Source organism: Massilia sp. UMI-21, from assembly GCA_015277795.1.
In the GTDB taxonomy this organism is placed as follows: Bacteria; Pseudomonadota; Gammaproteobacteria; order Burkholderiales; family Burkholderiaceae_D; genus Telluria.
In genome coordinates this window covers 3,040,435-3,065,982 of the sequence record CP063848.1, presented here as the reverse complement: position 1 = coordinate 3,065,982, position 25,548 = coordinate 3,040,435, and the positions used below count along the sequence as shown (strand labels likewise).

Annotated in this window: 20 protein-coding genes; 7 read left to right on the top strand and 13 right to left on the bottom strand. The window is 69.4% G+C overall.

Annotation, left to right across the window (positions count from 1 at the left end):
* Positions 1-469: 469 nt before the first annotated feature.
* The gene (locus tag IM543_13710) at positions 470-1,480 is read right to left on the bottom strand and encodes a DMT family transporter (protein QOY92668.1); all 1,011 of its coding nucleotides are present in this window, start codon (positions 1,478-1,480) and stop codon (positions 470-472) included.
* A gap of 293 nt (positions 1,481-1,773) precedes the next feature.
* On the opposite strand from IM543_13710, the gene IM543_13705 reads away from it, so the two are divergent.
* The 5 genes from IM543_13705 to IM543_13685 all read left to right on the top strand — a co-directional run bounded on the left by IM543_13705 (position 1,774) and on the right by IM543_13685 (position 6,906).
* Positions 1,774-2,979, top strand: a complete 1,206-nt coding sequence (locus IM543_13705; GenBank protein QOY96679.1) for an extracellular solute-binding protein — start codon at positions 1,774-1,776, stop codon at positions 2,977-2,979.
* A gap of 8 nt (positions 2,980-2,987) precedes the next feature.
* Positions 2,988-3,872: a sugar ABC transporter permease gene (locus IM543_13700; protein ID QOY92667.1), complete on the top strand. Its 885-nt coding sequence runs from the start codon at positions 2,988-2,990 to the stop codon at positions 3,870-3,872.
* Positions 3,869-4,714, top strand: a complete 846-nt coding sequence (locus IM543_13695; GenBank protein ID QOY92666.1) for a carbohydrate ABC transporter permease — start codon at positions 3,869-3,871, stop codon at positions 4,712-4,714. Before IM543_13700 ends, IM543_13695 begins: the two co-directional genes overlap by 4 nt.
* Before the next feature lie 48 nt (positions 4,715-4,762).
* The gene (gene ugpC, locus IM543_13690) at positions 4,763-5,866 is read left to right on the top strand and encodes a sn-glycerol-3-phosphate ABC transporter ATP-binding protein UgpC (protein ID QOY92665.1); all 1,104 of its coding nucleotides are present in this window, start codon (positions 4,763-4,765) and stop codon (positions 5,864-5,866) included.
* 74 nt (positions 5,867-5,940) lie between these two features.
* Positions 5,941-6,906, top strand: a complete 966-nt coding sequence (locus IM543_13685) for a glycoside hydrolase family 43 protein (protein QOY92664.1) — start codon at positions 5,941-5,943, stop codon at positions 6,904-6,906.
* An 81-nt stretch (positions 6,907-6,987) separates the two neighbouring features.
* On the opposite strand, the gene IM543_13680 is transcribed toward IM543_13685, so the two are convergent.
* The 4 genes from IM543_13680 to IM543_13665 all read right to left on the bottom strand — a co-directional run bounded on the left by IM543_13680 (position 6,988) and on the right by IM543_13665 (position 14,730).
* Positions 6,988-9,249: a response regulator gene (locus tag IM543_13680; GenBank protein QOY92663.1), complete on the bottom strand. Its 2,262-nt coding sequence runs from the start codon at positions 9,247-9,249 to the stop codon at positions 6,988-6,990.
* A 122-nt stretch (positions 9,250-9,371) separates the two neighbouring features.
* Positions 9,372-12,203: an EAL domain-containing protein gene (locus IM543_13675; GenBank protein ID QOY92662.1), complete on the bottom strand. Its 2,832-nt coding sequence runs from the start codon at positions 12,201-12,203 to the stop codon at positions 9,372-9,374.
* 135 nt (positions 12,204-12,338) lie between these two features.
* Positions 12,339-14,153 carry a glutathione-regulated potassium-efflux system protein KefC gene (kefC, locus tag IM543_13670; GenBank protein ID QOY92661.1) on the bottom strand — a complete coding sequence of 605 codons (1,815 nt, stop codon included), beginning with the start codon at positions 14,151-14,153 and terminating at the stop codon, positions 12,339-12,341.
* Positions 14,143-14,730, bottom strand: a complete 588-nt coding sequence (locus IM543_13665; protein ID QOY92660.1) for an NAD(P)H-dependent oxidoreductase — start codon at positions 14,728-14,730, stop codon at positions 14,143-14,145. Before IM543_13665 ends, kefC begins: the two co-directional genes overlap by 11 nt.
* 198 nt (positions 14,731-14,928) lie before the next feature.
* Between IM543_13665 and IM543_13660 the strand changes: the two genes are divergently transcribed.
* On the top strand, positions 14,929-15,333 hold the full coding sequence (locus tag IM543_13660; GenBank protein QOY92659.1) for a hypothetical protein: 405 nt from the start codon (positions 14,929-14,931) through the stop codon (positions 15,331-15,333).
* Between the two features lie 19 nt (positions 15,334-15,352).
* Here the strand turns inward: IM543_13660 and IM543_13655 are convergent, their stop codons facing one another.
* The 3 genes from IM543_13655 to IM543_13645 are packed head-to-tail and all read right to left on the bottom strand — an operon-like array spanning position 15,353 to position 18,605.
* Complete coding sequence (locus IM543_13655) at positions 15,353-16,324, bottom strand: alpha/beta hydrolase (GenBank protein QOY92658.1); 972 nt, start codon at positions 16,322-16,324, stop codon at positions 15,353-15,355.
* Positions 16,321-17,127, bottom strand: coding sequence for an SDR family NAD(P)-dependent oxidoreductase (locus IM543_13650; protein QOY92657.1), 807 nt, complete (start codon positions 17,125-17,127; stop codon positions 16,321-16,323). Before IM543_13650 ends, IM543_13655 begins: the two co-directional genes overlap by 4 nt.
* On the bottom strand, positions 17,124-18,605 hold the full coding sequence (locus tag IM543_13645) for an NAD(P)/FAD-dependent oxidoreductase (GenBank protein ID QOY92656.1): 1,482 nt from the start codon (positions 18,603-18,605) through the stop codon (positions 17,124-17,126). Before IM543_13645 ends, IM543_13650 begins: the two co-directional genes overlap by 4 nt.
* Positions 18,606-18,701: 96 nt before the next feature.
* Here IM543_13645 and IM543_13640 point away from each other — a divergent pair, with 96 nt between their 5' ends.
* Positions 18,702-19,352: a TetR/AcrR family transcriptional regulator gene (locus tag IM543_13640; protein QOY92655.1), complete on the top strand. Its 651-nt coding sequence runs from the start codon at positions 18,702-18,704 to the stop codon at positions 19,350-19,352.
* A gap of 184 nt (positions 19,353-19,536) precedes the next feature.
* Here the strand turns inward: IM543_13640 and IM543_13635 are convergent, their stop codons facing one another.
* From IM543_13635 to IM543_13615, 5 genes are all read right to left on the bottom strand, one after another.
* Positions 19,537-20,055: an outer membrane beta-barrel protein gene (locus IM543_13635; GenBank protein ID QOY92654.1), complete on the bottom strand. Its 519-nt coding sequence runs from the start codon at positions 20,053-20,055 to the stop codon at positions 19,537-19,539.
* A gap of 231 nt (positions 20,056-20,286) precedes the next feature.
* The gene (lpdA, locus tag IM543_13630) at positions 20,287-21,711 is read right to left on the bottom strand and encodes a dihydrolipoyl dehydrogenase (GenBank protein QOY92653.1); all 1,425 of its coding nucleotides are present in this window, start codon (positions 21,709-21,711) and stop codon (positions 20,287-20,289) included.
* Positions 21,712-21,714: 3 nt separating this feature from the next.
* Positions 21,715-23,079 carry a 2-oxo acid dehydrogenase subunit E2 gene (locus IM543_13625; GenBank protein ID QOY92652.1) on the bottom strand — a complete coding sequence of 455 codons (1,365 nt, stop codon included), beginning with the start codon at positions 23,077-23,079 and terminating at the stop codon, positions 21,715-21,717.
* 2 nt (positions 23,080-23,081) lie between these two features.
* Positions 23,082-24,095, bottom strand: a complete 1,014-nt coding sequence (locus tag IM543_13620) for an alpha-ketoacid dehydrogenase subunit beta (protein ID QOY96678.1) — start codon at positions 24,093-24,095, stop codon at positions 23,082-23,084.
* A 50-nt stretch (positions 24,096-24,145) separates the two neighbouring features.
* Entirely contained in the window at positions 24,146-25,378 is a 1,233-nt protein-coding gene (locus IM543_13615) for a 3-methyl-2-oxobutanoate dehydrogenase (2-methylpropanoyl-transferring) subunit alpha (GenBank protein QOY92651.1), read from the bottom strand.
* Positions 25,379-25,548: the final 170 nt, after the last annotated feature.

Genomic DNA, 25,548 nt, shown 5'->3' with positions numbered 1-25,548 from the left:
TACCCGAAACCGCGACGGCCAGCAGCGATTGCGCCGGACGGACCTGCTTTGCTTTCATGAAGGACTTCCCCTGTTTTTTCTTGTCGCTGCTGCATCAGCCTGCACCCTGTTGTTCTATGGTGACAACTTTGCTTGTTGTGGGAGCAATCCTACGAGTCTAGCAGGTAGTGACAATGGGCAATAGTCCTACAAAACGTTTCGGAACAAAAATATCACTTCGATACAACGTCCGGCCCGCACCTGTGGCAATAAGGTCAAGAGTCAAGGGAGGAGAGGGCGGCGCCCATGCGCGCCGGTCCGCGCTACCGCAGCACCGTGGCCGGTACGCCGGGCGAATGGACCTGGCTCAGGCTCGCGCTGCGCCGCTGCGCCGCGGCGACCCGGAACGACACCGCCCGGTCGAGCCAGGACGGCAAGGACCGGGTCCGCGGCGGCACCTGGACCCACCGGCTGGGGGGCGGGCGCGCAGCTAGGGCTGGCGGCGATGGGCGGGGCCCGCCACGCCGTCACCTTCGGCGAAATGGGGTTCGCCCGACTGGCGCCGCGAGGGCGGCGCGACCGGGGCGTGGGCGCGCACCGACCAGATCACGCCCGCCGCCAGCAGCGCGATGGCGGCCAGCTCCAGCGGGCGCGGGCCATGGCCGCGGTACCCGAAGCCGTACAGCAGCGCGAACAGGGTCTCGAACAGGATCAGTTGCCCGCCCAGGGTCACCGGCACGCGCCGGCTGGCCACGTTCCATAGTCCGTTGCCGATCACGGACGCGCCCAGCGCCAGCACGGCATTGCAGGCCCAGAACAGCGTCCAGTCGCGCGGCGCGGCCCCGGCCGCGGCGCCTCCGGCGGCGCCGACCGCCCAGGCGCCGGCGCCCAGCGCAAGCGCGACCGCACCGGTCGCCAGCCCGTACAGGGCCGACCACTGGGCGCTGGAGAACTGCGGATTGCGCTTCAGGTAGCGCGCATTGTCCAGCGCATACCAGCTCCAGCACAGCAGGGCGCCGAACGCGCAGGCCAGGCCCAGCACGATGTCGGCGGTGGCGCTGCCGGGCCCGGCATGCAGGAAGCTGTCGGCATTGATGCAAGCGATGCCGGCGGCCACCAGCAGCAGGGGCAGGGCCAACCGGCGCAGCGGCGCGGCACCCTGGTCCTTGCGTCCGAGCAGGGTGACGACGACCGGCAGCATGCCGATGATCAGCGAGGTCGGCGCCACGCCGGCGTACTTGACGCCGCTCGCGAGCAGCATGTAATAGACGATGTTGCCGGCCAGCGCATGGCGCAGCAGGGCCAGGTAGTCGGCGCGCGCCAGGGTGGCGAGCAGGTGTTTCAGGCGCGGCAGCAGCAGCGCCAGCGCCATCGCGCCGTAGGCCAGGTAGCGGCCCACCGCGAGTTCGAGCGGCGAGAAGGCGGCCAGCAGCGCCGGTGCGATGAATACCAGGCCCCACATCGCCCCGGCCAGCAGGCCGCACAACACACCGATCCACATCCCCTGGCCCGTCACGCAAAAGGCCGATTCTACCCTGCACGCACGCACGCTTGCCTGCAGGACAGGCTTTGTTAATCATTATTTGCTAGTATTAATGACAAAAAAACGCGGGCAAGCGACCCGAGACGACCCAGGAGACAGGCTTGACCCCATTCACGGCGCGCCTTGCCGGCGCCTCAGTGGCCCCCTCATTGGCTCCCTCATTGGCGCCCTCATTGGCGCCCTCAGTGGCCGCCTTGGCGGCTGCCTTGCTGTGCCTGCCCACCGCCGCCCTGGCGCAGGTCGAGGTGCGCATGTGGACGCTGCTGAGCGGGGGCGACGGCGCACGCATGACGGCACTGGTCGAGCGCTTCAACGCCAGCCAGCGCGAGGTGCGGGTGGTCGGCACCACCCTCAAGTGGGGCGAGCCCTTCTACACCAAGCTGATCACTTCGTCGGTGGTCGGCGCCGGTCCGGACCTCGCCACCGTGCATCTGTCGCGCATGACCAACCTGGCCGGCGGCGGCGTGCTGCGCCCGATCGCCCCGGCCGAGCTGCGCGCGGCGGGACTCGATCCGGCCGACTTCTATCCGCGCCAATGGCGTAAATCCCGGCATGCCGGCAAGACCTATGCGATTCCGCTCGACCTGCACCCCCTGGTCCTGTACTACAACAAGACCCTGGTCGGGAAGACCGGCCTGCTCGACGACAGCGGCCAGCTGCAACCCATCCAGGGGATCGACGCCTTGAGCGCTGCCTTCCGCGCGGTGCGCCAGGCCACCGGCCACCCGGGCATGACGATGGAGAGCAGCCAGAGTTCGTATGCGGTCTGGCGCCTGTGGATCTCGATGCTGGCGCAGCGCAATGTACCCCTGATCCAGGACGGCCGCTTCGCCTACGGCGCGGCGGGCGTGGATTCGCTGGCGCGCATCAGCGCCTGGTTCAGGCAGGGCTACGCCCAGCCGGGCCTGGACTACCCGGCCTCCACGGGCCAGTTCATGGGCGGCAAGGCCGGCTTCATGATCAACGGTGTCTGGGAAGTGCCCGAGATGGTGCGCGCCGCCCAGAAGGGCACCCTCGGCTTCGAGTACGGCATCGCGCCGCTGCCGCGCATGTTCGGCAACGACAGCGTCTGGGCCGACTCGCACGCCTTTGCGCTTCCCGCCAACGACGGGCGCCCGATCTCGCCGCGCAAGGTGCAGGCGGCGATGCGCTTCATCGCCTTCGTCAGCAAAAACGCGTTCGGCTGGGCCCAGGGCGGCCACGTGCTGGCCTATCGCCCGGTGGCCGAATCGCCCGAGGTGCTGGCCCTGATGCCGAACCGCCTGTATGCGCAGGTGCCGCGCAGCGTGATCTACGATCCGGACGCCTGGTACATGGGGGCGGCCGGGCCGCTCGAGGCGATGGCCTCGAAATACCTGCCGGCCGCGCTGTCGTCGCAGCTGACGCCCGCGCAGGCCCTGCGCATGTTCGAAACCGAAGCCGCGCGCATGATCAAGAAGCGCGCGCCGCGCTACTAGGAGTCTGCATGGGATCATCCCGGACGAGTCGAGCCAGGCCCGGCGACGCCTTGCCGGCGGCAATGCTGCTGGCGCCGTACGCGCTGGCCTTCCTGCTGTTCTTCTTCCTGCCGACGCTCGACACCCTCTACATGAGCCTGACCGAGAGCAGCCTGACCCGTACCAACGCCTTCGTCGGCATCGACAACTACCTGAGCCTGGCGCGCGATCCCTCGTTCTGGTCCGCGGTCGGCAATACCTTCTACTTCGCGGCGCTGACCGTGCTGCCCCTGTGCGCGCTGGGCCTGCTCATGGCCCTGCTGGTGAACCGCTTCGCGCGCGCCGGCGGCTGGCTGCAGGGCGCGTTCTTCCTGCCCTATGTGCTGCCGATCTCGGTGATGACCCTGATCGCCGACTGGATGCTGCAACCCTCGTCGGGCGTGGTCAACCATGTGCTGGGGATGGAGCGCGCCTGGTTCGCCGATCTCACCTGGGCCATGCCGATGGTGGCGATCGGCACCATCTGGTGGACCGTCGGCTTCAACATGCTGATGTTCCTGGCCGGCCTGCGCAACATCCCCGCCGACCTGTACGAAGCGGCGGCGCTGGACGGCGCGCGCGGCTTCACGCTGTTTGGCAGCATTACCTGGCCGGCCCTGCGCCCGGTGGCCGGCATGGCCCTGGTGCTGCAGCTGATCGCATCGATGAAGGTGTTCGGCCAGACCTACATCATGACCGCCGGCGGCCCCTTCAACACCACCCGCGTGACCCTGCACTACATGTACGAGACCGCCTTTACCCAGAGCGACGCCGGCTACGCCGCCGCCATCGCCATGGCCTTCGTGGCGATCGTGGTCGCGCTGTCGCTGGTCCAGGCCGGCTTCGTGCGCTGGCTGGCGCGAAAGGAAGCATGAGGACGCGCGCGCACACCCGCGGCAAGCTGCTCTGGACCACGATCGGCGCCGCGGCGGCGCTGGCGCTGGCCGCGATGTGGGTGGCGCCGCTGCTGTGGGCCATGAGCACGGCGCTGCGGCCCGAGCACGAGACCGTCTCGAGCGTATTCCACTGGCTGCCGCAGGACTGGACCCTGGCGGCCTTCGCCAAGGTGCTCGCCGCCGGCAACGTCGCACGCTGGCTGTTCAACAGCGCCCTGGTGGCCCTGCTGGTGACGCTGGTGACGATGGCGCTGTCCTTGACGTCGGCGTATGCGTTCTCGCAGCTGCGCTTTCGCGGACGCGGCCTGGTGTTCGCGATGACCATGCTGGCCTTCCTGGTGCCCTTCGAGGCGCTGCTGGTGCCGCTGTTTCGCATGATGAACCAGCTCGGCCTGATCGACAGCTATGCCGGCATCGTGCTGCCGCAGGTGGTGGCGCCGGTGGTGATCTACGTGTTCAAGCAGTTCTTCGACGCCGTGCCCGCCGACTTTCGCGAGGCCGCCGTGATGGACGGCGCCGGTCCGCTGCGCATCCTGTGGAGCGTCTACCTGCCGCTGTCGGGCAACATCGTGTGGGCGATGGCGATCGTCACTTTCATCGGCGCCTGGAACAACTTCCTGTGGCCCTTCATCATCGTCACCTCGAACGACATGATGACGATTCCGCTCGGGCTGACCCAGACCTACGACGCCTTCGGGGTACGCTACGCGCAGCTGATGGCGGCCGCGCTGCTCGGCGCCTTGCCGGTGGCGCTGGCCTATGTGCTGTTCCAGCGCCGTGTGACGCGCGGCTTCCTGGCGGCGACCGGCCTCAAGGGATAGTTGTTTCAACCAGGCTGAAAAACAAGCTCAAAGACAAGCGGAGACTCCATGGCATCTGTGCACCTGGCGGGCATCACCAAGCAGTACGACGACAACCCGGTCATCAAGGGCATCGACCTCGACATCGCCGACGGCGAGTTCGTGGTGCTGGTCGGTCCCTCGGGCTGCGGCAAGTCGACCCTGCTGCGCATCGTCGCGGGCCTGGAAGAGGTCGATGCGGGCACCGTCGAAATCGGCGGGCGCATCTGCAACGACGTCGATCCGGCCAGGCGCGGCATCGCCATGGTGTTCCAGAGCTACGCGCTGTACCCGCACATGACGGTGGCCGAGAACATGGGTTTCGCGCTCAAGCTGGCCAGGCTGCCGCGCGCGGAGATCGCCGGACGGGTGGCGCGCGCCGCCGAGATTCTGCAGATCGGCCACCTGCTCGAACGCCGTCCCAAGGCGCTGTCGGGCGGCCAGCGCCAGCGCGTGGCGATCGGCCGCGCCATCGTGCGTGAACCCGAAGTCTTCCTGTTCGACGAGCCGCTGTCGAACCTGGATGCGGCGCTGCGCGGCCAGACCCGGGTCGAGCTGGCGCGCCTGCACCGCGAGCTCGGCGCGACCATGATCTACGTCACCCACGACCAGGTCGAGGCCATGACCCTGGGCCAGAAGATCGTGGTGTTCAATGGCGGGCGCATCGAGCAGGCCGGCACGCCGCTCGACCTGTACGAGCGCCCGGCCAACCGCTTCGTGGCCGGCTTCCTCGGCTCGCCGCGCATGAACTTCCTGCCCGGGACGCTGGCGGGCGAGGAGGGGGCGGCGGTGCACGTGCGCCTGGCCTGCGGCGAGGTGGTCCAGGTGGCGGCCGACGCCGCACGCGCCGCACCCGGCGCAGGCGTGACCCTGGGCGTGCGCCCGGAGCACCTGCGCATCGAGGCGGCGGGCGGCGCCGGCATGCCCGCCGTGGTGGCCCTGGTCGAGTACCTGGGCGACGCCACCATCGTGCATGTCCAGGTCGATGGCGTGGCCGGGATGGCGGCGCTCAAGTGCCGGCCCGAGGAGAGCTGCCCGGACCGCGGCGCGCGCGTCACGCTGGCCTTCGATCCGGGCCACGGGCACCTGTTCGATGCCGACGGCGTCGCGCTGCCGCGCATGCGGCGCGGCTGACCAGGCCGTTTCTTGGGTGCGCCATGGCGGGATGAATTCGGATAGCGTTGACGGCGCAGGCGCGAGGAGAACCGATGCTGAAGACCTACTGTAATCCGGTGTATCCGGAAATCATGGCCGACCCTTTCGTGCTCAGGCACGAAGGCCGCTACTACGCCTACGGCACCGCGCCCGCAGGGCCCGGAGGCGGGCGCTTCCCGATGCTGGTCTCGAACGACCTGGTCGACTGGCACCGCGCCGGCTACGCGATCTCGGCGCCGGGCGAGGACCACTTCTGGGCGCCGGAAGTCGCCCACAGCGAGGGCAGGTTCTGGATGTACTACTCGCGCGGCGACGAGGAGGGCAAGCACCAGAAGCTGCGGGTGGCGGTGGCCGACCATCCGCTCGGCCCCTTCGTCGACCGGGGCCTGCTGCTGGTGCCGGCGCTGCAGTTCTCGATCGACGCCCATCCGTTTCGCGACCAGGACGGCCAGTGGTACCTGTACTACTGCGTCGACTTCCTCGAACCGGAAGACGACCACCGGATCGGCACCGGCATCGTGGTCGATCGCCTGCTGGCGATGGACCGCCTGGCGGGCGAGCCGCGCACGGTGGCGCGCCCGCACGCCGACTGGCACCTGTTCAAGAAGCAGCGCGCGATGTACGACGCGGTGCTCGACTGGCATACGGTGGAGGGCGCCTCGGTGCTGGCACACGGCGGGAAGTACTACTGCTTCTACAGCGGCGGCGCCTGGGAAAAGGAAAACTACGGGGTCAGCTATGTGGTGGGCGACCATCCGCTCGGTCCGTTCACCCGCCCCGAGGGCAGCGAAGCGGCGCTCCTGATGCGCTCGCGCCCCGGCAAGCTGATCGGCCCGGGCCACAATTGCTTCACCACCTCGCCCGACGGCAGCCAGGAATGGATCGTGTACCACGCCTGGGACCCGGCCATGACCGGGCGCCGCATGTGCATCGACCTGCTCCGCTGGGATGACGGCCGCCCCACCACCGCCGGCCCGAGCTTCACCCGCCAGCCGGCGCCGGCCGGGCTGGCGCGCTAGGGGCTGTCCGACGCGTGTCGGGCACGGGATGGCGAATCCCCGTAGGGTGCTCCGGGACGCGTGGTCGGCGCGGCCGACCGTTCAGTCGTGGGCCAGCGCCTCCGGGCCGGTCAGGAGCGACTTGAGGCGCTCGACGTCGACCGGCTTGGCAAGGTGCTCGTCGAAACCGGCCGTGCGCGCCCGTTGGCGGTCGCTGTCCTGGCTGTAGCCGGTCACGGCAAGCAGCAGCGCGTCCTGCATCCCGGGCAGCGTACGCAGCCGCGCGGCGAGCTCGTAGCCATCCATGACGGGCATGCCGATGTCGAGCAGGCACACCGCGGGCCGCCGTGCGCGCGCCTGCTCCAGCCCTGCCACGGGGCCGTACTCGACCAGCACCTCGTAGCCGAAGGAGCCGACCAGCAGGCCCAGGGTATCGGCGGCATCGGCATTGTCGTCCACGATCAGCACCGGCCCGCCCGCGCGCGACGCCTGCTGGTCGGCCGCGGGTCCGGCGGCGGGCAGGTCTGCGCCGGCGTGCAGCAAGGGCAGCGACACGGTGAACGCGCTGCCCATGCCTTGTCCGCCGCTGCTGACCGACAGGCTGCCGTCGTGCAGCGTGACCAGCTGCTTCGACAGGGCCAGGCCGACTCCCAGGCCGCCCAGGCTCAGGTCGGTCTTGCGTGTCTCTTGGGTAAACAGCTCGAATGCATGCTCCATGAGGTCGGCCGACATGCCGATGCCGTTGTCGCGCACCGTCAGCCGTGCGCGCCCCGGGTCGACCGCCAGGGCCAGGTCGATGCGGCCGCCCTCGGGGGTGTATTTGGCCGCATTGTTCAGCAGGTTGGCGACGACCTGCACCAGGCGGGTGCGGTCGCCCAGCACCACGACCGGTTCCGCCACGATCGCCTGCGCCAGGCGGTGCTTCCTGGTCGCCACCAGCGGCGCGACCTGCTCGACGGCCTCGGCGAGCACCTCCTGCAGCACGCATGGGCGTCGCTCGAGATTGACTTCGCCGCGCGTGACGCGCGAGACGTCGAGCAGGTCGTCGATCATGTCGGTCATGTGCCGGGTCTGGCGGCCGATCATCTCGCCGTAGTTCTTTTGACGGGCGGCGTCCGCCGGGGCCATCGTCAGCAGCTCGGCCGCGACCGAGATCGGCGCGAGCGGATTGCGCAGTTCGTGCGCGAGGGTGGCCAGGAATTCGTCCTTGCGGCGCGCGGCCTGGCGCATCGCGGTCTCGTTGGCTTGCAGCTTGCCGATCAGGGATTGCAGGGCGATCCGCAGCATGCCGATCTCGCGGTAGCCGCCGGGCACCTCGTCGATGTCGCGCGATTCGCCCGCTTCGATGCGCCGCGCCGCCTCCGCCAGCACGCCCAGCGGCCGCGAGATGCGCCGCGCGAGCAGCGCCGCCAGGGCGGCGGACAGCAGCGCGATGACAAGGCCGATGACGATGACCTGGCGCCGGAACTGGGCGATCGGCGCGTAGGCTTCGCCTGCTTCCTGGCGCACCAGCACGGTCCAGTTCAGGCCCGGTGAAAAGCTGTGCCCCTGGCTCTTGCTGTAGCCGACGAGATAGGTCTTGCCGTCGCCGAACGCCGCAACGGCATGGCCGCTCGGGGCCGCCTGCCAAAAATCCTTGCCGGCGCCGACGCCGGTGGGGGCCAGGCGGGTGCCGATCAGTTCGCGGGGGCCGATGATGACGGTCATGTCCTGCCCGACCACCAGCGCCTCGAGGCGGCGCCGGGTCAGCAGCGGCAGCATCACGGACTGTTCGATGTCGCGCGCCCAGTCGATGCTCAGGTGGGCGCCCAGCGCGCCGGCCAGGCGGCCCGCTGCGTCGTGGTAGGGGAAGGCAATGTCGATGAAGCGCATCGGGTCCGCACCCGCGGGCTGGAGCAGCTTGCTCAGCAGGGCGGCCTCGTGTACGTCGGTCAGGTGCTTGCCCTCGAATGCATTCTTGAACCAGGGGCGGGCGGCGACGTTCGCACCCTCCAGCAGGCCGTTGGCCGAGACCAGCACCTTGCCCTCGGTATCGGTCAGGCCCAGCCACGCGTAGTAGGGGTAGGTCTTCTGCATCTCCTCGAGGAAGCGGCGCTTGGCGTCGACGTCGTGGCCGGAACCTGCCAGGCCGGCCTGGATCGACAGCAGCCTGACTTCGCGGTAGCGCTCGAACAGGGTCCGGTCGAGCTTGTCGGTGGTCTGGAGCGCGATTTCGGCGAACTGGTGACCGAGTTCGTCTTCCGAACGCTCGGTGGCGAGCTTGTTCAGCACGAATGCCAGGACCAGCACGATGGCCAGGGCCAGGCCCGCGAAGAGCAGCATCAGCTGGGTCGAAATCCTGGTCTTGCGGTCCGGTTTGTTCATGTGTTCGATATCGATGCCGCTGCCGCGGCCGCCTCTGCGCTGCGCAAGGCAAAAGGCCAGCATACTACTATGCCGGGGCCGGGGAGCCGGAAAAGCCCGGCGCCATGCCGGGTGCATGGGACTCAGCCGGTCAGTTCCGGTTCATGACCCGCCTGCGGTTCGAGCAGCAGCCGCAAGCCCTCGAGCGGCATCGGCCGGGCCAGGTGGAAGCCCTGGGCCTGGTCGCATTGCGCGGCGCGCAGCAGGTCGAGCACCTCGCCGGTCTCGACGCCTTCGGCCACCACCGCCATGTTGAGCGCGTGCGCCATGTCGACGAAGGCCTTGACGAAGGCGATGGTGCTGACGTTCTCGTCCTGCTGCAGCACGAAGGAGCGGTCGAGCTTGAGCACGTCGATCGGGAAGCGGCGCAGGTAGGCCAGGCTGGAATAGCCGGTGCCGAAATCGTCGACCGCCAGCTGGATGCCGAGGCGCTTGAGCTCGCGCAGCATGGTGGCGGTGTGGTCGATGTCTTCGATCAGCGCACTTTCGGTCAGCTCCAGCTCCAGGCAATCGGCCGGCAAGCCCGCACTGGCCAGGGCATCGCACACCTCGGCCGCGAAACCGGGCTGCGCCAGCTGGCGCGCCGACACGTTGACCGAGACCACCAGCTTGCGGCCGAACTCGTCCATCAGGCGGCGGGTATGGCTGCAGGCTTCGCGCAACACCCAGCGCCCGATCGCGCCGATCAGCCCGGTCTCCTCGGCGATGCCGATGAATTGCTGCGGCGGCACCCGGCCGCGCTCCGGGTGGTTCCAGCGGATCAGGGCTTCCATGCCGTACAGGGACAGGCCGTCGCGTGCGTTCCGGTCCAGGCGGTAGCGCGGCTGGTAGTGCAGCGTGAATTCGCCGCGCGCCAGCGCCGGCCGCAGCGACAGCTCGAGCGCCATGCGGGCCCGGGTCGCGACGCTCATCTCGGGTTCGAAAAAGCGGTAGCGGTTGCGGCCCGCGGCCTTGGCGCGGTACATCGCGGTGTCGGCCGCCTGGAACAGCAGTTCGCGGGTTTGCGCGTCCTGGGGAAACAGGCTGATGCCGATCGAGGCGCCGACGATCACATCGATGCCGCCCACCGTCACCGGCGCGGTCAACACGTCGAGCAGCTTGTCGGCGATGCGCGCCGCCGCGGCCTGGCCGGTGGCGCAGTGGGCGGCGATCACGAACTCGTCGCCGCCCAGGCGTGCGATGATATCGGTCGGCCGGATCACCCTGCGCAGGCGCGCGGCGACTTCGCACAGCAGCGCGTCGCCCATTTCGTGGCCGAAGGAGTCGTTGACTTCCTTGAAGCGGTCGAGGTCGAGGAACATCACCGCCACCGGGGAACCGTAGGGGCTGGCCTCGAGCATCTGCTGCACGCGCTCGGCCAGCAGGGCACGGTTGGGCAGGCCGGTCAGGGTGTCGTGGGTGGCCAGCTCGCGCAGCCGGCTTTCGGCGGCCTTGCGCCCGGTGATGTCGGCCATCAGGCCGGTCAGCGCGACGGCCTCGCCCAGCGGGTCGCGCTTGATGCTGCCGTTGAACAGCAGGTGAATGTGGTGGCCGTCCCGGTGGCGCAGCACGGCCTCCACGCCCTGCACCGCGGTCGGGCCGCCGGCGCCGGCCTCCAGCGATGCCAGCGGGAAGGAGACGAACAGCTCGCCCAGGCTCAGCGCGAGCAGCATCTCGCGCGGATAGCCCGCCAGCGCGCACATGGCCGGGTTCACGTCGCGCAGCAGACCGTCGCGCCCGGCCACCAGGTAGCCGGAAGGGGTCATCTCGATGATTTCGCGAAACCGCTGTTCGCTCTCGCGCAGTTGGCGCTCGGCCGCCGCGCGGTCGCTCACGTCGCGGATCACCGCCAGGAAGAACTCCTCGCCTTCGTCGTCGAAGCGCGAGATCTGCACCTCGGCCGGGAAGCTGCTGCCGTCCTTGCAGCGCTTTTCGGTGCGCAGCAACTGGGCGTGGCCGGCACGCAGGCCGTCGAGCAGCGCGGCCGCCTCGGCGAGGCCGAGATTGACGTCGGAGGCGCGCATGGCGAGGAACTCGTCGCGGCCGTAACCGAAGCGCGCGCAGGCCTGGTCGTTGACCGCGACAATCCGCAGTCCGGCGTCGACGATCATGATCCCGTCGCCGGCCTGGTTGAACAGCTTGCGGAAGCGTTGTTCGCTCTTGCGCAGTGCCTGCTCGGCTTCGCGCTTGGCGGTGATTTCGTGAAAGTACACCGAGATGCCGTCGCTGTGCGGGTAGACCCGCGCTTCGACCCAGACCTTGCGCGGCTCCCAGAACTCTTCGAAGGCATCGGGCTGGCGGCTTTCCATCGCACGCCGGTAGCGCTGCAGGAAGGGCGACTGCAGCAGGTCGGGCGCGACCTCCAGCAGCGGCAGGCCGATCGCTTCGGCGGCCCTGACCCCGACGAAATCGCCCGCCTTCTGGTTGGCGTAGGTCAGGCGCCAGCCGCTGTCGATGGCGAAGAAGGCGTCGCCGATACTTTCCAGCATGCTGTTGAGCGCCGCTTCCGATTTCAGCAGCGCCTGGCGCGCCCCGTGCTGGCCGGTGACGTCGCGCGCGGTCAGGAAGCTGCGCCGGTGCGGCGTCGACCAGCGCGCCGCGATCGACATCAGGACCACCGTGCCGTCGCGGCGCAGCAGGCGCAGCGAAATGTCGGTACGGTCCGGATCGCCCTGCTGCAGGCTGGTGTGGATGCCGAGTGCTTCGGCCCGTTGGTCCGGATGGACCAGGGCGTTGAAATGGCGGCCGGCGAGTTCCCCCGGCGCGTAGCCGAGCAGGGCCTGCGTTGCCGTATTGGCGCGCAGGATGCGGCCGTCGGCATCGATCACGGCCATGAGGTCGAGTGCGTTGTCGATGAGTGCCGCGTTCTCTTCGGCGAGCATGGCGAGCCGGTCGGCGGGGGCGGTGGAGATGTCGAAGGTAGTCACGAGTGTCACGGGGGCGCCGCTGCTGCCAGAGGGGGGAAACGGGGCCGGCGGCCCGCGCAGCCGAGTATAGCCATTTCCATGTGGAAACAGCACCGGGGCGGGCGAATTTACTACACTCGTCTATACAACTTTCTGCCTAAGTGCTCACGCATTCCCGGGTTCGTCGCCCTCCGCCTCGCGGTCCCTGCTGTTGGCCACGAAGTCGCGTTCGAACATCGCGTGCAGCTCTTCACGGGCGCGGCGCGCCATCGACACGTACTGGGCCCGGTCCTTGTAGTAGGGATAGACCTCGAGCACGCTCCTGAGATTGTGCTCGCGAAAACGCATCGCCGCCTGGCGCGCGAAATAGGCGCCGAAGCCGAGTTGCTCCATCGTGCGCCGGCCCAGCATCAGCGCCGACTCGAAGGTCTCGCGCTCGACGATGGTCACGCCCAGGTCCATCAGCTGGTAACAGTGGGTGACGTTGCGGGCGCGCGCCAGGATCGGCAGGTCGGGGAATTCGGCGCGCACCGCCGCCGCCAGCTTCAGGCTGTCGTCGATGCCGTCCACCGACAGCACCAGCGCGCGCGCGTGGGCGGCGCCGGCGGCGTGCAGCAGGTCGGTGCGGGTGGCGTCGCCGTAGAACACCTTGAAGCCGAATTCGCGCAGGGTGTCGATCTGGTCCGGGTCGTGGTCCAGCATGGTCAGCGGCACCTGGTTGGCGTGCAGCAGGCGGCCGACGATCTGGCCGAAGCGGCCGAAGCCGGCGATGATCACGTGCTCGCGATTGGCGTCGACGGCGTCGGCCGGGCGCTGGCGCAGGCTTTGCCAGTAAGGCTCCAGCACGCGGTCGTACAGGATCAGCAGCAGGGGCGTGGCGATCATCGACAGGGCGACCACCACCACCAGGATCGATGCCGTGTCGGCGTCGAACACGCGCGCGGTCGCCGCCGCGCCGAACACCACGAAGGCGAACTCGCCGCCCTGGGACAGCAGGAAGGCGAACAGCACGCGCTGGCGCCCGGTCATGCCGAAGGGGCGCGCCAGCAGCCACAGCACGGCCAGCTTGATCGCCAGGAACGCCGCAGCCATGCCGACGATGCGCCAGGGCTGGGCCAGGAACACGCCGAAGTCCACCGACATCCCGACCGCGATGAAGAACAGCCCGAGCAGCAGGCCCTTGAAGGGCTCCAGGTCGGTCTCGAGGGCGTGGCGGTATTCGGAATCGGCCAGCAGCACGCCGGCCATGAAGGCGCCCAGGGCCATCGACATGCCGACCTGGTCCATCAGCAGCGAGATCGAGATCACCAGCAGCAGGGCGAAGGCGGTGAAGATTTCGCGCATGCCGGTGCCCGCGATGAAGCGCAGCATCGGGCGGATCAGGAAGCGCCCGGCCAGGACCAGGGCGGCGATCATGGCGATCGCCTTGAACGCGCCGCTCCAGCCGCCGTCGGCGTCGGCGGCCGTCACGCCCAGCAGCGGCACCAGGGCGATCATCGGGATCGCGGCGATGTCCTGGAACAGCAGGATCGAAAAGCCGGCCTGGCCGGCCGGGGTCGGGATCAGGTTACGTTCCTGCATGGTGCTCAGTGCCACGGCGGTGGAGGACAGCGACAGCCCGAGCGCCGCGATCAGCGCCATTTTCCAGCCGACGCCGGCCAGCAGGGCGGCGCCCAGCAGCAGCAGCGTTACGCCGCCCACCTGGGCCGCGCCCCAGCCGAAGATCGAACGGCGCAGCGACCACAGGCGGCGCGGCTCGAGCTCGAGGCCGATCACGAACAGCAGCAGTACCACGCCGAATTCGGAAAAGTGCAGGATGGTCTCGACCTCGCGGATCAGGCCCAGGCCCCACGGACCGATCGCGATCCCGGCCAGCAGGTAGCCGAGCACCGCGCCCAGGCCGAGCCGCCTGGCGACCGGCACCACGATCACCGCGGCGGCCAGGTAGACCAGCGCGTTCAGCAGCAGGCTATGCTCCATGCGCGCCTCCCTGCGGCTGCTTGGAGGCGATGCCGGCGTGGCGGGCCAGCAGCGCGCGCAGGTCGCCGGCATGGCGTGCGGCAGCCTCGGCGTCGGTCGAATCGGCGCCATAGAACGGGTGCGGCGCCAGCCAGGCCATGCCGCAGGCCTTGACGCTTTGCTCGAGCGGCGCCAGGTAGTCTTCCAGCGGCCGGCCGTGGGCGCCGCCCGCCCGGTAGTCGCGGGCGGACCCGGCACAGGCGACCGCGGCAAAGGCCGTCTTGCCCTGCAGCCGGCGCGGCCGATTCCCGTCACATGGCGCGGCCCATTCCGGCTTGAACACGCTGTCGAACCATTCCTTGAGCAGCGCCGGCATGGCGTACCAGCCGAGCTGGAACACGAACACCAGCAGCGGCGCCTCCTCCAGCAGCGCGCGTTCGGCGCGCACGTCGATGTAGAAGTCGGGGTAGAGCTGGTACAGGTCGCGGACCCGGACCCCGGGCAGGCTGGCACAGGCCTCGGCAACGCGGCGGCTGATGCGCGAGCGGTGCAGCGAGGGGTCGGCGAAGACGACCAGGGCACGGAGGTCGGAAGACATGGCAGGCTCCTGCGGATGGCGGACGGCGAATGATCGAAGTCGGGATTGTACCTTGCATGAATGGAACTGTTGCCGATGGCGCGCCGCGTTGGGGACGTGCCGACGGCCTGGTCCTACACCGGCCTCGGGCCTGGGACTATTCGTGCGCGGCCCGTGCCGGACTATCATGGGACACGATTTCATTTACAGGAGGCCAGCATGTCGATGCAAAGCGAAGGCAAGGACGCCAAAGGGCGCAATCATCACCAGACCACCCACGACGGCAGCGGCAGCGCCGCCAGCGTCGGCCCCGGCGGCACCGGGGACATCGGCAAGATGGGCAGCCAGGGCGCGGACCAGGGCAGCCGGCAGTCGGACAGCCGCTCGGACGACCTGCTGGCGACCGACACCGGCGCCGAGTCCGAGCAGGCCTTCGGCGGCGGCAGCCAGGGCGGCAAGATCCAGACCGGAATGGAAGGGATCGGCAAGGGAGCCGGCAGCCGGCAGTCGGGTCAGCAGTCCGGCCAGCAGGCGAGCCAGCAGGCCGGTCGGCAGGGCAGCATGCCCAGCGGCGACACCGACGCCGACCAGTACGACCAGGGCACCGCACCGCGCGAGCGCTGAACGCTGCCCAGCTGGCCAATCAGCTGGCTAGCTTCAGGCGTGCGGCCGCGACTTCCTCGATGAAGCGCGCCGTGCGCTCCGGCTGGGTCACGGGCAGCATGTGTCCGCCCTCGACCAGTTCCAGGCGCGCGCCGGGGATTTTCCCGGCCAGCGCCTGGCCGTTGGCGCGCCAGTCGAGGATCCGGTCCTCGCGGCCGAACAGCACGTGCACCGGCAGCTTGCGGGTGTCCAGCTCGGCATAGCGCCGCTCCAGGCACGGCATATGGCCGGCCAGGGCCTGCAGGTCGGCGCAGCTGGCCAGGAACTGGCCGGGGCGCAGGCTGAGCAGGCCGCCGCCGCGGGTCGGAAAATCGCGCGGCGCCGCTTCCGGTCCGAACACCTCTTGCAGCACGCGCTTGCCGGCGAGGATGCTGAGCGGGACGGCCAGCGTGGCCGCGAACAGGCGGCGCAGCCAGGGCGTCTCGATGGTCAGGGCGCGGAAGGCCGGCGGCACCGCTTCCGGCGCATGGGTCAGCGGCGCCACCAGGGCCAGCGCGCCCACCTGGGCCGGATGCTCGAGCGCGAGCGTGAGTGCGGTGGCGCCCCCCAGCGAGTGGCCGACCACGGTGGGCCGCTCCAGTCCGAGCCGCCCGATCAGGGCGGCGATGGCGCGCGCCTGGGTCGACAGGTCGGCCGGCGCGCCGGCGGGACGGGTCGAATAGCCCGAGCCCGGCCGGTCCACCGTCACCACCCGGTAGCGCCTGGACAGCGCGCGCACCGCGCCATAGTTGAAGTGCGCCATCTGGCCGCCCAGGCCGTGGATCATCAGGAGCGCCGGGCCGCGTCCTTCGTCGCGCACGTGCAGGCGCACGCCCTCGACCTCCACCAGACTGCCGGCCGGCGGCAGCAAGGCCTCGATGCGGCGCGCCGTGCGGCGGCTGAACAGGGCCAGCAGGAAGGGCAGCAGCACCAGTGCGCCCAGGACGTACAGCAGCGAGTTCAGACTCATCATGCAGTCGCTTTCTTCAAGAGTTTCCAGTAATGGACGGGGCTCAGGCGTTCGAGCAGGGCCACGAAGCGGGCGTCCCTGCCCACCAGGATGCGCGCCTGGCGTCGCTCGATGCCGCGCACGATGATCTCGCCGGCCTGCTCGGGCGCCATGCGCAGCAGGCGCTGCGCCAGGGCGCGGCCGCGCTCGATCTCCTGCGCCGGTGCGCCGGCCGGCGCGCGCGCATTCTGCGCGATCGCGGTGGCCACGCCGCCCGGGTGCACCACGCTGACGGCCACGGTGCTGCCTTCGAGTTCGTGGCGCAGGGCGTTGCTGAAGCCGCGCACCGCGAACTTGCTGGCCGAATAGGCGCTCTGGCCGGGCGGCGCGACGATGCCGTAGATGCTCGAGAGGTTGACGATGCGGGCGTCGTCGCTGCCGCGCAGCGCCGGCAGGAAAGCGCGCGTCATGCGCACCACGGCATGGAAGTTGATGTCCATGAGCCAGTCGAAATCGTCCTCGCCGACCTGTTCGAAGCTGCCGCCCAGGGCCACGCCGGCATTGTTGATCAAGAGGTCGACCCGGCCGTGGGTCGCCAGCACGGCGGCCGGCAGGGCGCGCACGGCGGCGCGGTCGGCCACGTCCAGGCCATGGCCGAACGCGCGCACGCCCAGCTGGCGGGCGGCCTGGGCGCAACTGTCCGCGGCGGCGGCGTCGATGTCGGCCAGGGCCAGGTGGCAGCCGCGCCGCGCCAGCGCCAGGGCCGTGGCGCGGCCGATGCCGCCGCCCGCGCCGGTGATCACGGCAACGCGATTGGCCAGCTTCATGGCAGCGCCCCGCGCGCGCCGAAGCGCAGGACGCCGTCCTCGATGCGGCCGAAGCGGATCGTCAGCAGGTCGCGCAGGTAGTTCTGGTGGACCTGCCAGGGCTTGCGCGCGCCCTGCTTGGGCAGCAGGTGGCGGGCCCGCTCCACGTAGCCGGAATTGAAGTCCAGGAAGGGCGCCTCGGCCACCGCGGGATCGCGCGGCGCGACCGCGATGGCCTGGCCACGCGCGTCCATGTGGCGCAGCAGGCGGCACACCCAGCCTGCCGTCAGGTCGGCCTTCAGGGTCCAGGAGGCATTGGTGTAGCCGAAGGCCAGCGCGCAGTTCGGCACGCCGCTGAGCATCATGCCCTTGTACGACATGGCCCGGCTGGGATCGATCGGCTTGCCGTCCACCGCCAGGGTGGCCCCGCCGAACAGTTCCAGGGTGAGCCCGGTCGCCATCACCACCAGGTCGGCGCGCAGCTCGCGCCCCGACTGCAGCAGGATGCCGTGCGGGGTGAAACGCGCGATGCGGTCGGTCACCACGGACGCTTTCCCGCTGCGGATCGCGCCGAACAGGTCGCCGTCGGGCACCACGCAGATGCGCTGGTCCCAGGGCTGGTAGCGGGGCGTGAAGTGGGCGGCGGCGGCCTCGCGCGAACCCAGCTGCTGTCCTGCCATCTCGACGATCCTGCGCTTGACCAGGGCCGGCTTGCTGCGCGCCAGCCAGTACAGGAACATGCTTTCGCCGATGATGCGCCAGCGGGTCAGCGTGTACGCCAGTTGTTCCGGGAACAGGCTGCGCATGCGGTGCGCGAACCCGTAGCGCGAAGGGCGCGCCACCACGTAGGTGGGCGAGCGCTGCAGCATGGTGACGTGGGCGGCGCGCGCGCTCATCGCCGGCACCACGGTCACCGCGGTGGCGCCGCTGCCGACCACCACCACGTTCTGGCCGGCGTAGTCGAGGTCCCCGGGCCAGAACTGCGGCTGCACGATGCGGCCCCGGTAGTCGTCTTCGCCCTCGAAGCGCGGGCGGTAGGCCTGGTCGTAGCTGTAGTAGCCACTGCACAGGTAGAGGAAGCGCGCCTGCAGGCTGCGCAGCTCGCCGTCCGGCAGACGGGCCTGCACGGTCCAGAGCGCCTCTTGCGAGCACCAGCTCGCCCCCACCAGCTTGTGGCCGAAGCGGATGTGGGCGTCGATGCCGTGCTCGCGCGCGGTGCTGCGCACGTAGTCGAGGATGGCCGGACCGTCGGCGATCGCCTTGGGGTCCAGCCAGGGCCGGAAAGCGTAGCCGAGCGTGTACATGTCGGAGTCGGAGCGGATGCCGGGATAGCGGAACAGGTCCCAGGTGCCGCCGATGGCCTCGCGCGCTTCGAGGATGGCGTAGCGCTTGCCGGGGCAGCCCCGCTGCAGCGCGCTGGCGGCGCCGATGCCGGACAGGCCGGCGCCCACGATCAGGACGTCCAGGGGCGCGTCCGATGATGCTGCGGTTGTTTGCATGGTGTCTCACGATGTTCTTCGAACTTGTTCCGGGTCCTTTGATGACACTGTACATTGTCAGAATTTGCATGACAAGTTTCTGTGTAGAATGTCGCCATGACAGCAGAGCTCACCACCGCCCGTTCCTACCGCGGCATGTCCCAGGAGGCGCGCCGTGCCGACCGCCGGGCGCGCCTGATCGCGGCCGCGATTGCCGTGTATGGCGAGCGAGGCTACCACCAGGCCACCGTCAAGGCGGTCTGCGAAGCCGCCGGCCTGACCGAGCGGTATTTCTACGAATCCTTCGCCAACAGCGAAGCGCTGCTGATCGACTCCTTCAATGCGGTCACCTATTCGGTACTGGGGGCGATCACGCAGGCTGCCCGCGACGCCGGACGCGGCCGCATCGCGCGCTCGCGCGCCATGCTGCGCGCCTACTTCGCCGCGCTGCAGCGCGAGCCGCAGTCGGCCCGGGTATTCCTGGTGGAGATCCGCGGCGTCAGCCGCGCGGTGGACCAGGCCTTCGATGCCGCGTTGCGCGCCATCGGGCGCGAGGTGGCGCGCATCGTGGCGCCGGCCGGCGCGCCGCAGGACGCGCTGCTGGAAGCCGGCGTGGTCGGCGGCGTGATCCACATCGCGCTGCGCTGGATCGACGATGGCTATGCGCCGGGCATCGATAGCGTGGTCGACACCGCGCTGCGGCTCGGCACCGTGCTGTCGGCGGCGCCGGGGAAGCGCGTGCGGGCCGCCCAGGGACCGTCCGACTGAATGCATTGTCGTGACCATCGCCGTGACAACGACCTGCTTGTCATGGCACGTCGGGTGGTCCGGGACGCGTTGTCGCATCGCATGGCGGGGCTGAACGCGCGGTCGGTCGAGCCGACCACCCTACGGAAATTCGCAAGACCCGGACGGGGCCGGGCCCGGAAGCGGCAGGCGCCGCCGCGCATGCTCAGAACCGGTAGGACAGGCCCGCGCTGAGGTTGCTGGCGTCGCTCGACGGCTTCTGCACTTCGAGGCGGGCCGACACGGCCGGGCTGTAGGCGTAGCTCAGGCCGACGCCGTACAGGGCCCTGGTGGTGGAATCCTTGCCCTGGTAGCCGGGCGTGCTGATCCGGGCTTCGAGGCGATTGGCGCCGAGGCGGCCGTAGACGCTGAAGCTTTCGCCCACCGGCAGGCTGCCGACCAGCGACAGGTGGGCCTGATTCACCCGGACGTCGCCAGCGCGCATCAGGCCACCCGTCAGCACGCCGATGTCGTACTCGGCCAGGCGGCGCAAGCCGCCTTCGACGGCGACGTTCTGGTGGAATTGGTAGCCGACGAAGGCGCCGACGCTGGTGTCGTGCCCGGAGAAGTCGTCGACCTCGGTCCTGCCAATGTCGGCGCCGGCGTAGAAGGTGTTCGGCTGGGCTGCCGAGGCTGCCGAGGCGGCCAGGAGCAGGGCGCCGGCGGCTGCGATTTTCTTGAACATGGAATGCCTTTATTCTGGTGATGCGCCGGGGGACATTCCCGAGCGCGCTGCGATTATTGCATCTGGGATACATTTATCGCAAACTTTCACCATACACAATTTTGCAAATATTGTTTGCAAATGTAACTAAATATGCATATATTGTTTGCCCGTACAGCGCCAGGGGCAAACTTTTCATGGTCGAGGTGGGGGGGGGAAGCTGCCGCCCGGACGGGCGGCAGCGCAGCGGGGCTAGATGTGCAGCGCGTGGCCCAGCGCGCGCAGGGCGGCTTCCTGCACCGCCTCGCCCAGGGTCGGATGGGCGTGGATGGTGCCGGCGATGTCCTCGAGCTGGGCGCCGAGTTCGATCGATTGGGTGAAGCCGGCCGCCAGTTCCGAGACCGCCCCGCCCACCGCCTGCCAGCCGATGATGCGGTGGTCGCTCTTGCGCGCCACCACGCGCACGAAACCTTCCGTGCTTGCGATGGTCATGGCGCGGCCGTTGGCGCTGAACGGGAAGTTGGCGGTGACGATCTCGATGCCGGCCTTGTCGGCTTCCAGCGGCGACATCCCGGCCACCACGATTTCCGGGTCGGTGTAGCACACCGCCGGAATCGCGCTTGGTGCGAAGTGGCGGCGCTTGCCGGAGATGATCTCGGCCACCATCTCGCCCTGCGCCATGGCGCGGTGGGCCAGCATCGGTTCGCCGGTGAGGTCGCCGATCGCCCACACGTTGCGCATCGAGGTGCGGCACCCGTCGTCGACCTTTACTGCGCGCCCGTTCATGTCGAGCATCAGGTTTTCCAGGCCCCAGCCCGTGGTGCGCGGCTTGCGGCCGACCGCCACCAGCACCCGGTCCGCTTCCAGCAGGGCTTCGACGCCGGAGGCGTCGCGCACCCGCACCCGCTGCTGGCCGGCTTCGCCGTCCATGCCCAGCACCGAGGTGCCCAGGCGCAGCTCGACGCCCAGGCGCGCCAGGCTGGCCGCCACGGGCTTGACCAGGTCGGCGTCGTAGGCGGGCAGGATGCGGTCGGCGGCTTCGACCACCGTCACCTGGCTGCCCAGCTTGCGGTAGGCGGTGCCGAGCTCCAGGCCGATGTAGCCGGCGCCCACCACCACCAGGCGCTGCGGGATCTCGCCCGGCGACAGCGCCTCGGTCGAGGAAATGACCGGGCCGCCGAAGGGCATGAAGGGGAGCTCCACGGCTTCCGAGCCGCTGGCCAGCAGCATGTGCTCGCAGCGGATGCGCACCGTGGCCTCGCCGGCGCCGTCCGGGCGCACCTCGACGGTCTTGCCATCCAGGATGGTGGCCCAGCCGTCCACGAGCTTGACGCCGTTCTTCTTGAGCAGGGCGCCGACGCCGCCGGTGAGCTTCTTGACGATGCCGTCCTTCCAGGCCACCGTGCGATCGAGGTCGATGCCCGGCGTGGCCGCCGTTGCCCCGAAGGTGATGCCCAGCGGCGAGGTCTCGGCCGCATAGCTGCGCACCTTGCAGAACTCGTCGGCCGCGTGGATCAGGGCCTTCGAGGGGATGCAACCGATGTTCAGGCAGGTGCCGCCGGGCGTGGCGCCTTCGACCAGGATGGTCGGCACGCCGAGCTGGCCGGCGCGGATGCCGGCCACGTAGCCGCCGGGTCCGCCACCGATGATGAGCAGGGTGGTATGTAATGTCTCCATGCTTTACTCCACGAAGATGGTGGCCGGGGTTTCCAGGTAGCCCCGGATCGCCTGGATGAACCTGGCCGCCACCTGGCCGTCGATGACGCGGTGGTCGAACGAGGACGACAGGTTCATCATCTTGCGCGCCACCATTGCGCCGTCCTTGATCACCGGACGGTCGACGATGCGGTTGGTGCCGATGATCGCCACTTCCGGCCGGTTGATCACCGGCGTGGTGACGATGCCGCCCAGCGGGCCGAGGCTGGTGATGGTAATGGTTGAGCCGCTCAGCTCGTCGCGCGTGGCCTTGCCGGTGCGCGCCGCATCGGCCAGGCGCGCCACTTCCTGCGCGCTGTCCCACGGATCGCGCGCTTCGGCATGGCGCACCACCGGCACCATCAGTCCGGCGTCGGTCTGGGCCGCGATGCCCAGGTGGACCGGCTGGTACTGGGTGAGGAGGTTGTTGGCGTCGTCGTAGCGCGCGTTCATCATCGGGTACTGGCGCAGCGCCAGCACCACCGCGCGCATCAGCAGCGGCAGCAGGGTCAGCTTGCCGCGCTCGGCGCCGTACCTGGCGTTGAGCTGGGCGCGCAGCAGTTCGAGTTCGGTGACGTCGATCTCTTCCACATAGGTGAAGTGCGGGATCTGCCGCTTGGCTTCCTGCATCTTCTCGGCGATCTTGCGGCGCAGGCCGATCACCGGCGTGGCGTGCTCGCCTTCCAGTTTGGCATAGCGCGCGTCGCCGCCCGGGCCTTGCGCGCCGCCGCGCCGGCCCGCCACGTGGGCATCGAGGTCGGCGTGCGTGATGCGGCCGGCCGGGCCGCTGCCGTGCACGAACTGCAGTTCGATGCCGAGGTCCCAGGCGCGCTGGCGCACCGCCGGCGCGGCCAGCGGCTTGTCGCCGTCGGCGCGCATCGGCGCCGGGCCATGCTGGTAGGCGCGCCCCTGCGGCGCCTGCGGTGTCGACGGCGCAGGCGCCGCCGGGGCGGCCGCCTTGGCCGACGCGCCAGTGGATGCTTCCCCTTGCGCTTCCGCATGGGCTACCGCTTCCAGCTGCGGCTCGGCGACTTCTTCGGCCGGGGCCGTTGCGGCGGCCGACTTCACCGGCTCCTGCTTCGCCTTCTCGCCGGAGAAGTTACCCGCGCCTTCGACTTCCAGGCGGATCAGCTCCGCGCCCACGGCCAGCGACTGCCCGACCGCGCCGCCCAGGCTGGTAATGGTGCCGGCGACCGGCGAGGGGATCTCGACGGTGGCCTTGTCGGTCATGACGTCGGCCAGCACCTGGTCTTCCTTGACCGTGTCGCCCGGCTGCACATGCCAGGCGACCACTTCGACCTCGGCGATGCCTTCGCCCAGGTCCGGCATTTTAATGACGTGGATGCCCATGTTTAACGTCCCTCCATCGCACGTTTCAGGGCCGCCGCAACGCGGTCCGGCCCCGGGAAGTAAGCCCATTCCTGCGCATGCGGGTAGGGGGTATCCCAGCCGGTGACGCGCTCGATCGGCGCCTCCAGCTGGTAGAAGCAGTGCTCCTGCACCAGCGCCGCCAGCTCGGCGCCGAAACCGCTGGTGCGGGTCGCCTCGTGCACGATCACGCAGCGGCCGGTCTTCTTGACCGATTCGACGATGGTGTCGAGGTCCAGCGGCCAGATGCTGCGCAGGTCGATCACCTCGGCGTCGATGCCGCTTTCACGCGCGGCCGCTTCCGACACCCACACCATGGTGCCGTAGGCCAGCACCGTCACGTCGTTGCCCGGCCGGACGATGTTCGCCTTGTCGAGGTCCACCTTGTAATAGCCGGTCGGCACGTTGCCGAGGGCATGGCCCGACCATGGCACCACCGGACGGTCGTGGTGGCCATCGAAGGGGCCGTTGTACAGGCGCTTCGGTTCCAGGAAGATCACCGGGTCGTCGTTCTCGATCGAGGCGATGAGCAGGCCCTTCGCATCGTAGGGATTGGACGGCATCACCGTGCGCAGGCCGCACACGTGGGTGAAGAAGGCCTCCGGGCTCTGGCTGTGGGTCTGGCCGCCGTAGATGCCGCCGCCGCAGGGCATGCGGATCACCATCGACGAGGTGAACTCGCCGGCCGAGCGGTAGCGCAGGCGCGCCGCTTCCGACACGATCTGGTCGGTCGCCGGATAGAAATAGTCGGCGAACTGGATCTCGACCACCGGGCGCAGGCCGTAGGCCGCCATGCCCACCGCGGTGCCGACGATGCCGCCTTCCGAGATCGGCGCGTCGAACACGCGCGACTTGCCGTACTTGGCCTGCAGGCCGTCGGTCACGCGGAACACGCCGCCGAAGAAGCCGACGTCCTGGCCGAACACGACCACGTTGCCGTCGCGTTCCATCATCACGTCCATGGCCGAGCGCAGCGCCTGGATCATGGTCATCGGCATGGTCGCGGTGTTGCTGTCATTCTCATTCGTTTGATCGTCACGTGCCATCATCAGACTCCCAGCTCCTGGCGCTGCCGGCGCAGGTGCTCCGGCATATCCTTGTATACGTCCTCGAACATGGTGGCCGCGCTCGGGGCGCGCTCGTCGCCCAGGATGCCGTAGGACTCGGCTTCTTTCTGGGCCGCCAGCACTTCCGCTTCGAGTTCGAGCTGCACCTTGTCGTGCTCCTCGTCCGACCACCAGCCCTGCTTGGTGAGGTACTGGCGCAGGCGGGCGATCGGGTCGCCCAGCGGGAAGTGCGAGAAGTCGTCCGCCGGGCGGTAGCGCGACGGGTCGTCCGAGGTCGAGTGCGGGCCGGCGCGGTAGGTGACCCATTCGATCAGGGTCGGGCCGAGGTTCGAGCGGGCGCGTTCGGCGGCCCAGCGCGAGGCGCTCAGCACCGCCAGGAAGTCGTTGCCGTCCACGCGCAGCGAGGCGATGCCGCTGCCGATGCCGCGGGTGGCGAAGGTGACGCTCTCGCCGCCGGCAATCGCCTGGAAGGTCGAGATCGCCCACTGGTTGTTGACCACGTTGAGGATCACCGGCGCGCGGTACACGTGGGCGAAGGTCAGGGCCGTGGAGAAGTCGGATTCGGCGGTGGCGCCGTCGCCGATCCAGGCCGAGGCGATCTTGGTATCGCCCTTGATGCTTGATGCCATCGCCCAGCCCACCGCTTGCGGGTACTGGGTGGCGAGATTGCCCGAAATGGTGAAGAAGCCGGCGCGGCGCACCGAGTACATCACCGGCAGCTGGCGGCCCTTGAGCGGATCGCGCTCGTTCGACAGCAGCTGGCAGATCATCTCGACCAGCGGCACCTGCTTGGCGATCAGGAGGCTCTGCTGGCGGTAGGTCGGGAAGTGCATGTCGCCGTCTTCCAGGGCCAGTGCCTGGGCGGTGCCGATGGCTTCCTCGCCGAGCGAGAGCATATAGAAGGACATTTTCTTCTGGCGCTGGGCGATGACCATGCGCGCGTCGAAAATGCGGGTCTTCATCATGGTGCGCAACCCGAAGCGCAGCAGCTCGGGATCGACTTGCGGCGCCCACGGACCGACGGCGTCGCCGTGCTCGTCCAGGACGCGGATCAGGCCGGTCGCGATGTCGCTCGTGTCGAGCGGCGCCACGTCGACGGGCGGACGCCGGACGGAACCGGCGGGACTCAATTGAAGGTACGAAAAATCGGTCTTGCACCCCGGACGGCCGGTAGGCTCCGGTACATGCAGCGACAGAGGCTTACTCTGACTCATAAACGCTTCCCCTTTGTAAGGTGACTTGCGGCAAGCATGATAAGGCTTGGCGCCCCGCACACGAAGGCCTTGGCGAACTATTTTCATATTGCTATGCAGCATAAACGACCCGGCAGGGCGCTTGGCGGCCGGCGCGCGCATGCGGTACAAGGACGGTTCGCCGGTTCGCC

Excerpts from the sequence above, each read along its gene's own strand:
- IM543_13710 (QOY92668.1), bottom strand. The coding sequence starts at position 1,480 with ATGTGGATCGGTGTGTTGTGCGGCCTGCTGGCCGGGGCGATGTGGGGC.
- IM543_13705 (QOY96679.1), top strand. The coding sequence starts at position 1,774 with ATGTGGACGCTGCTGAGCGGGGGCGACGGCGCACGCATGACGGCACTG.
- IM543_13700 (QOY92667.1), top strand. The coding sequence starts at position 2,988 with ATGGGATCATCCCGGACGAGTCGAGCCAGGCCCGGCGACGCCTTGCCG.
- IM543_13695 (QOY92666.1), top strand. The coding sequence starts at position 3,869 with ATGAGGACGCGCGCGCACACCCGCGGCAAGCTGCTCTGGACCACGATC.
- ugpC (QOY92665.1), top strand. The coding sequence starts at position 4,763 with ATGGCATCTGTGCACCTGGCGGGCATCACCAAGCAGTACGACGACAAC.
- IM543_13685 (QOY92664.1), top strand. The coding sequence starts at position 5,941 with ATGCTGAAGACCTACTGTAATCCGGTGTATCCGGAAATCATGGCCGAC.
- IM543_13680 (QOY92663.1), bottom strand. The coding sequence starts at position 9,249 with ATGAACAAACCGGACCGCAAGACCAGGATTTCGACCCAGCTGATGCTG.
- kefC (QOY92661.1), bottom strand. The coding sequence starts at position 14,153 with ATGGAGCATAGCCTGCTGCTGAACGCGCTGGTCTACCTGGCCGCCGCG.
- IM543_13665 (QOY92660.1), bottom strand. The coding sequence starts at position 14,730 with ATGTCTTCCGACCTCCGTGCCCTGGTCGTCTTCGCCGACCCCTCGCTG.
- IM543_13660 (QOY92659.1), top strand. The coding sequence starts at position 14,929 with ATGTCGATGCAAAGCGAAGGCAAGGACGCCAAAGGGCGCAATCATCAC.
- IM543_13655 (QOY92658.1), bottom strand. The coding sequence starts at position 16,324 with ATGATGAGTCTGAACTCGCTGCTGTACGTCCTGGGCGCACTGGTGCTG.
- IM543_13650 (QOY92657.1), bottom strand. The coding sequence starts at position 17,127 with ATGAAGCTGGCCAATCGCGTTGCCGTGATCACCGGCGCGGGCGGCGGC.
- IM543_13645 (QOY92656.1), bottom strand. The coding sequence starts at position 18,605 with ATGCAAACAACCGCAGCATCATCGGACGCGCCCCTGGACGTCCTGATC.
- IM543_13640 (QOY92655.1), top strand. The coding sequence starts at position 18,702 with ATGACAGCAGAGCTCACCACCGCCCGTTCCTACCGCGGCATGTCCCAG.
- IM543_13635 (QOY92654.1), bottom strand. The coding sequence starts at position 20,055 with ATGTTCAAGAAAATCGCAGCCGCCGGCGCCCTGCTCCTGGCCGCCTCG.
- lpdA (QOY92653.1), bottom strand. The coding sequence starts at position 21,711 with ATGGAGACATTACATACCACCCTGCTCATCATCGGTGGCGGACCCGGC.
- IM543_13625 (QOY92652.1), bottom strand. The coding sequence starts at position 23,079 with ATGGGCATCCACGTCATTAAAATGCCGGACCTGGGCGAAGGCATCGCC.
- IM543_13620 (QOY96678.1), bottom strand. The coding sequence starts at position 24,095 with ATGCCGATGACCATGATCCAGGCGCTGCGCTCGGCCATGGACGTGATG.
- IM543_13615 (QOY92651.1), bottom strand. The coding sequence starts at position 25,378 with ATGAGTCAGAGTAAGCCTCTGTCGCTGCATGTACCGGAGCCTACCGGC.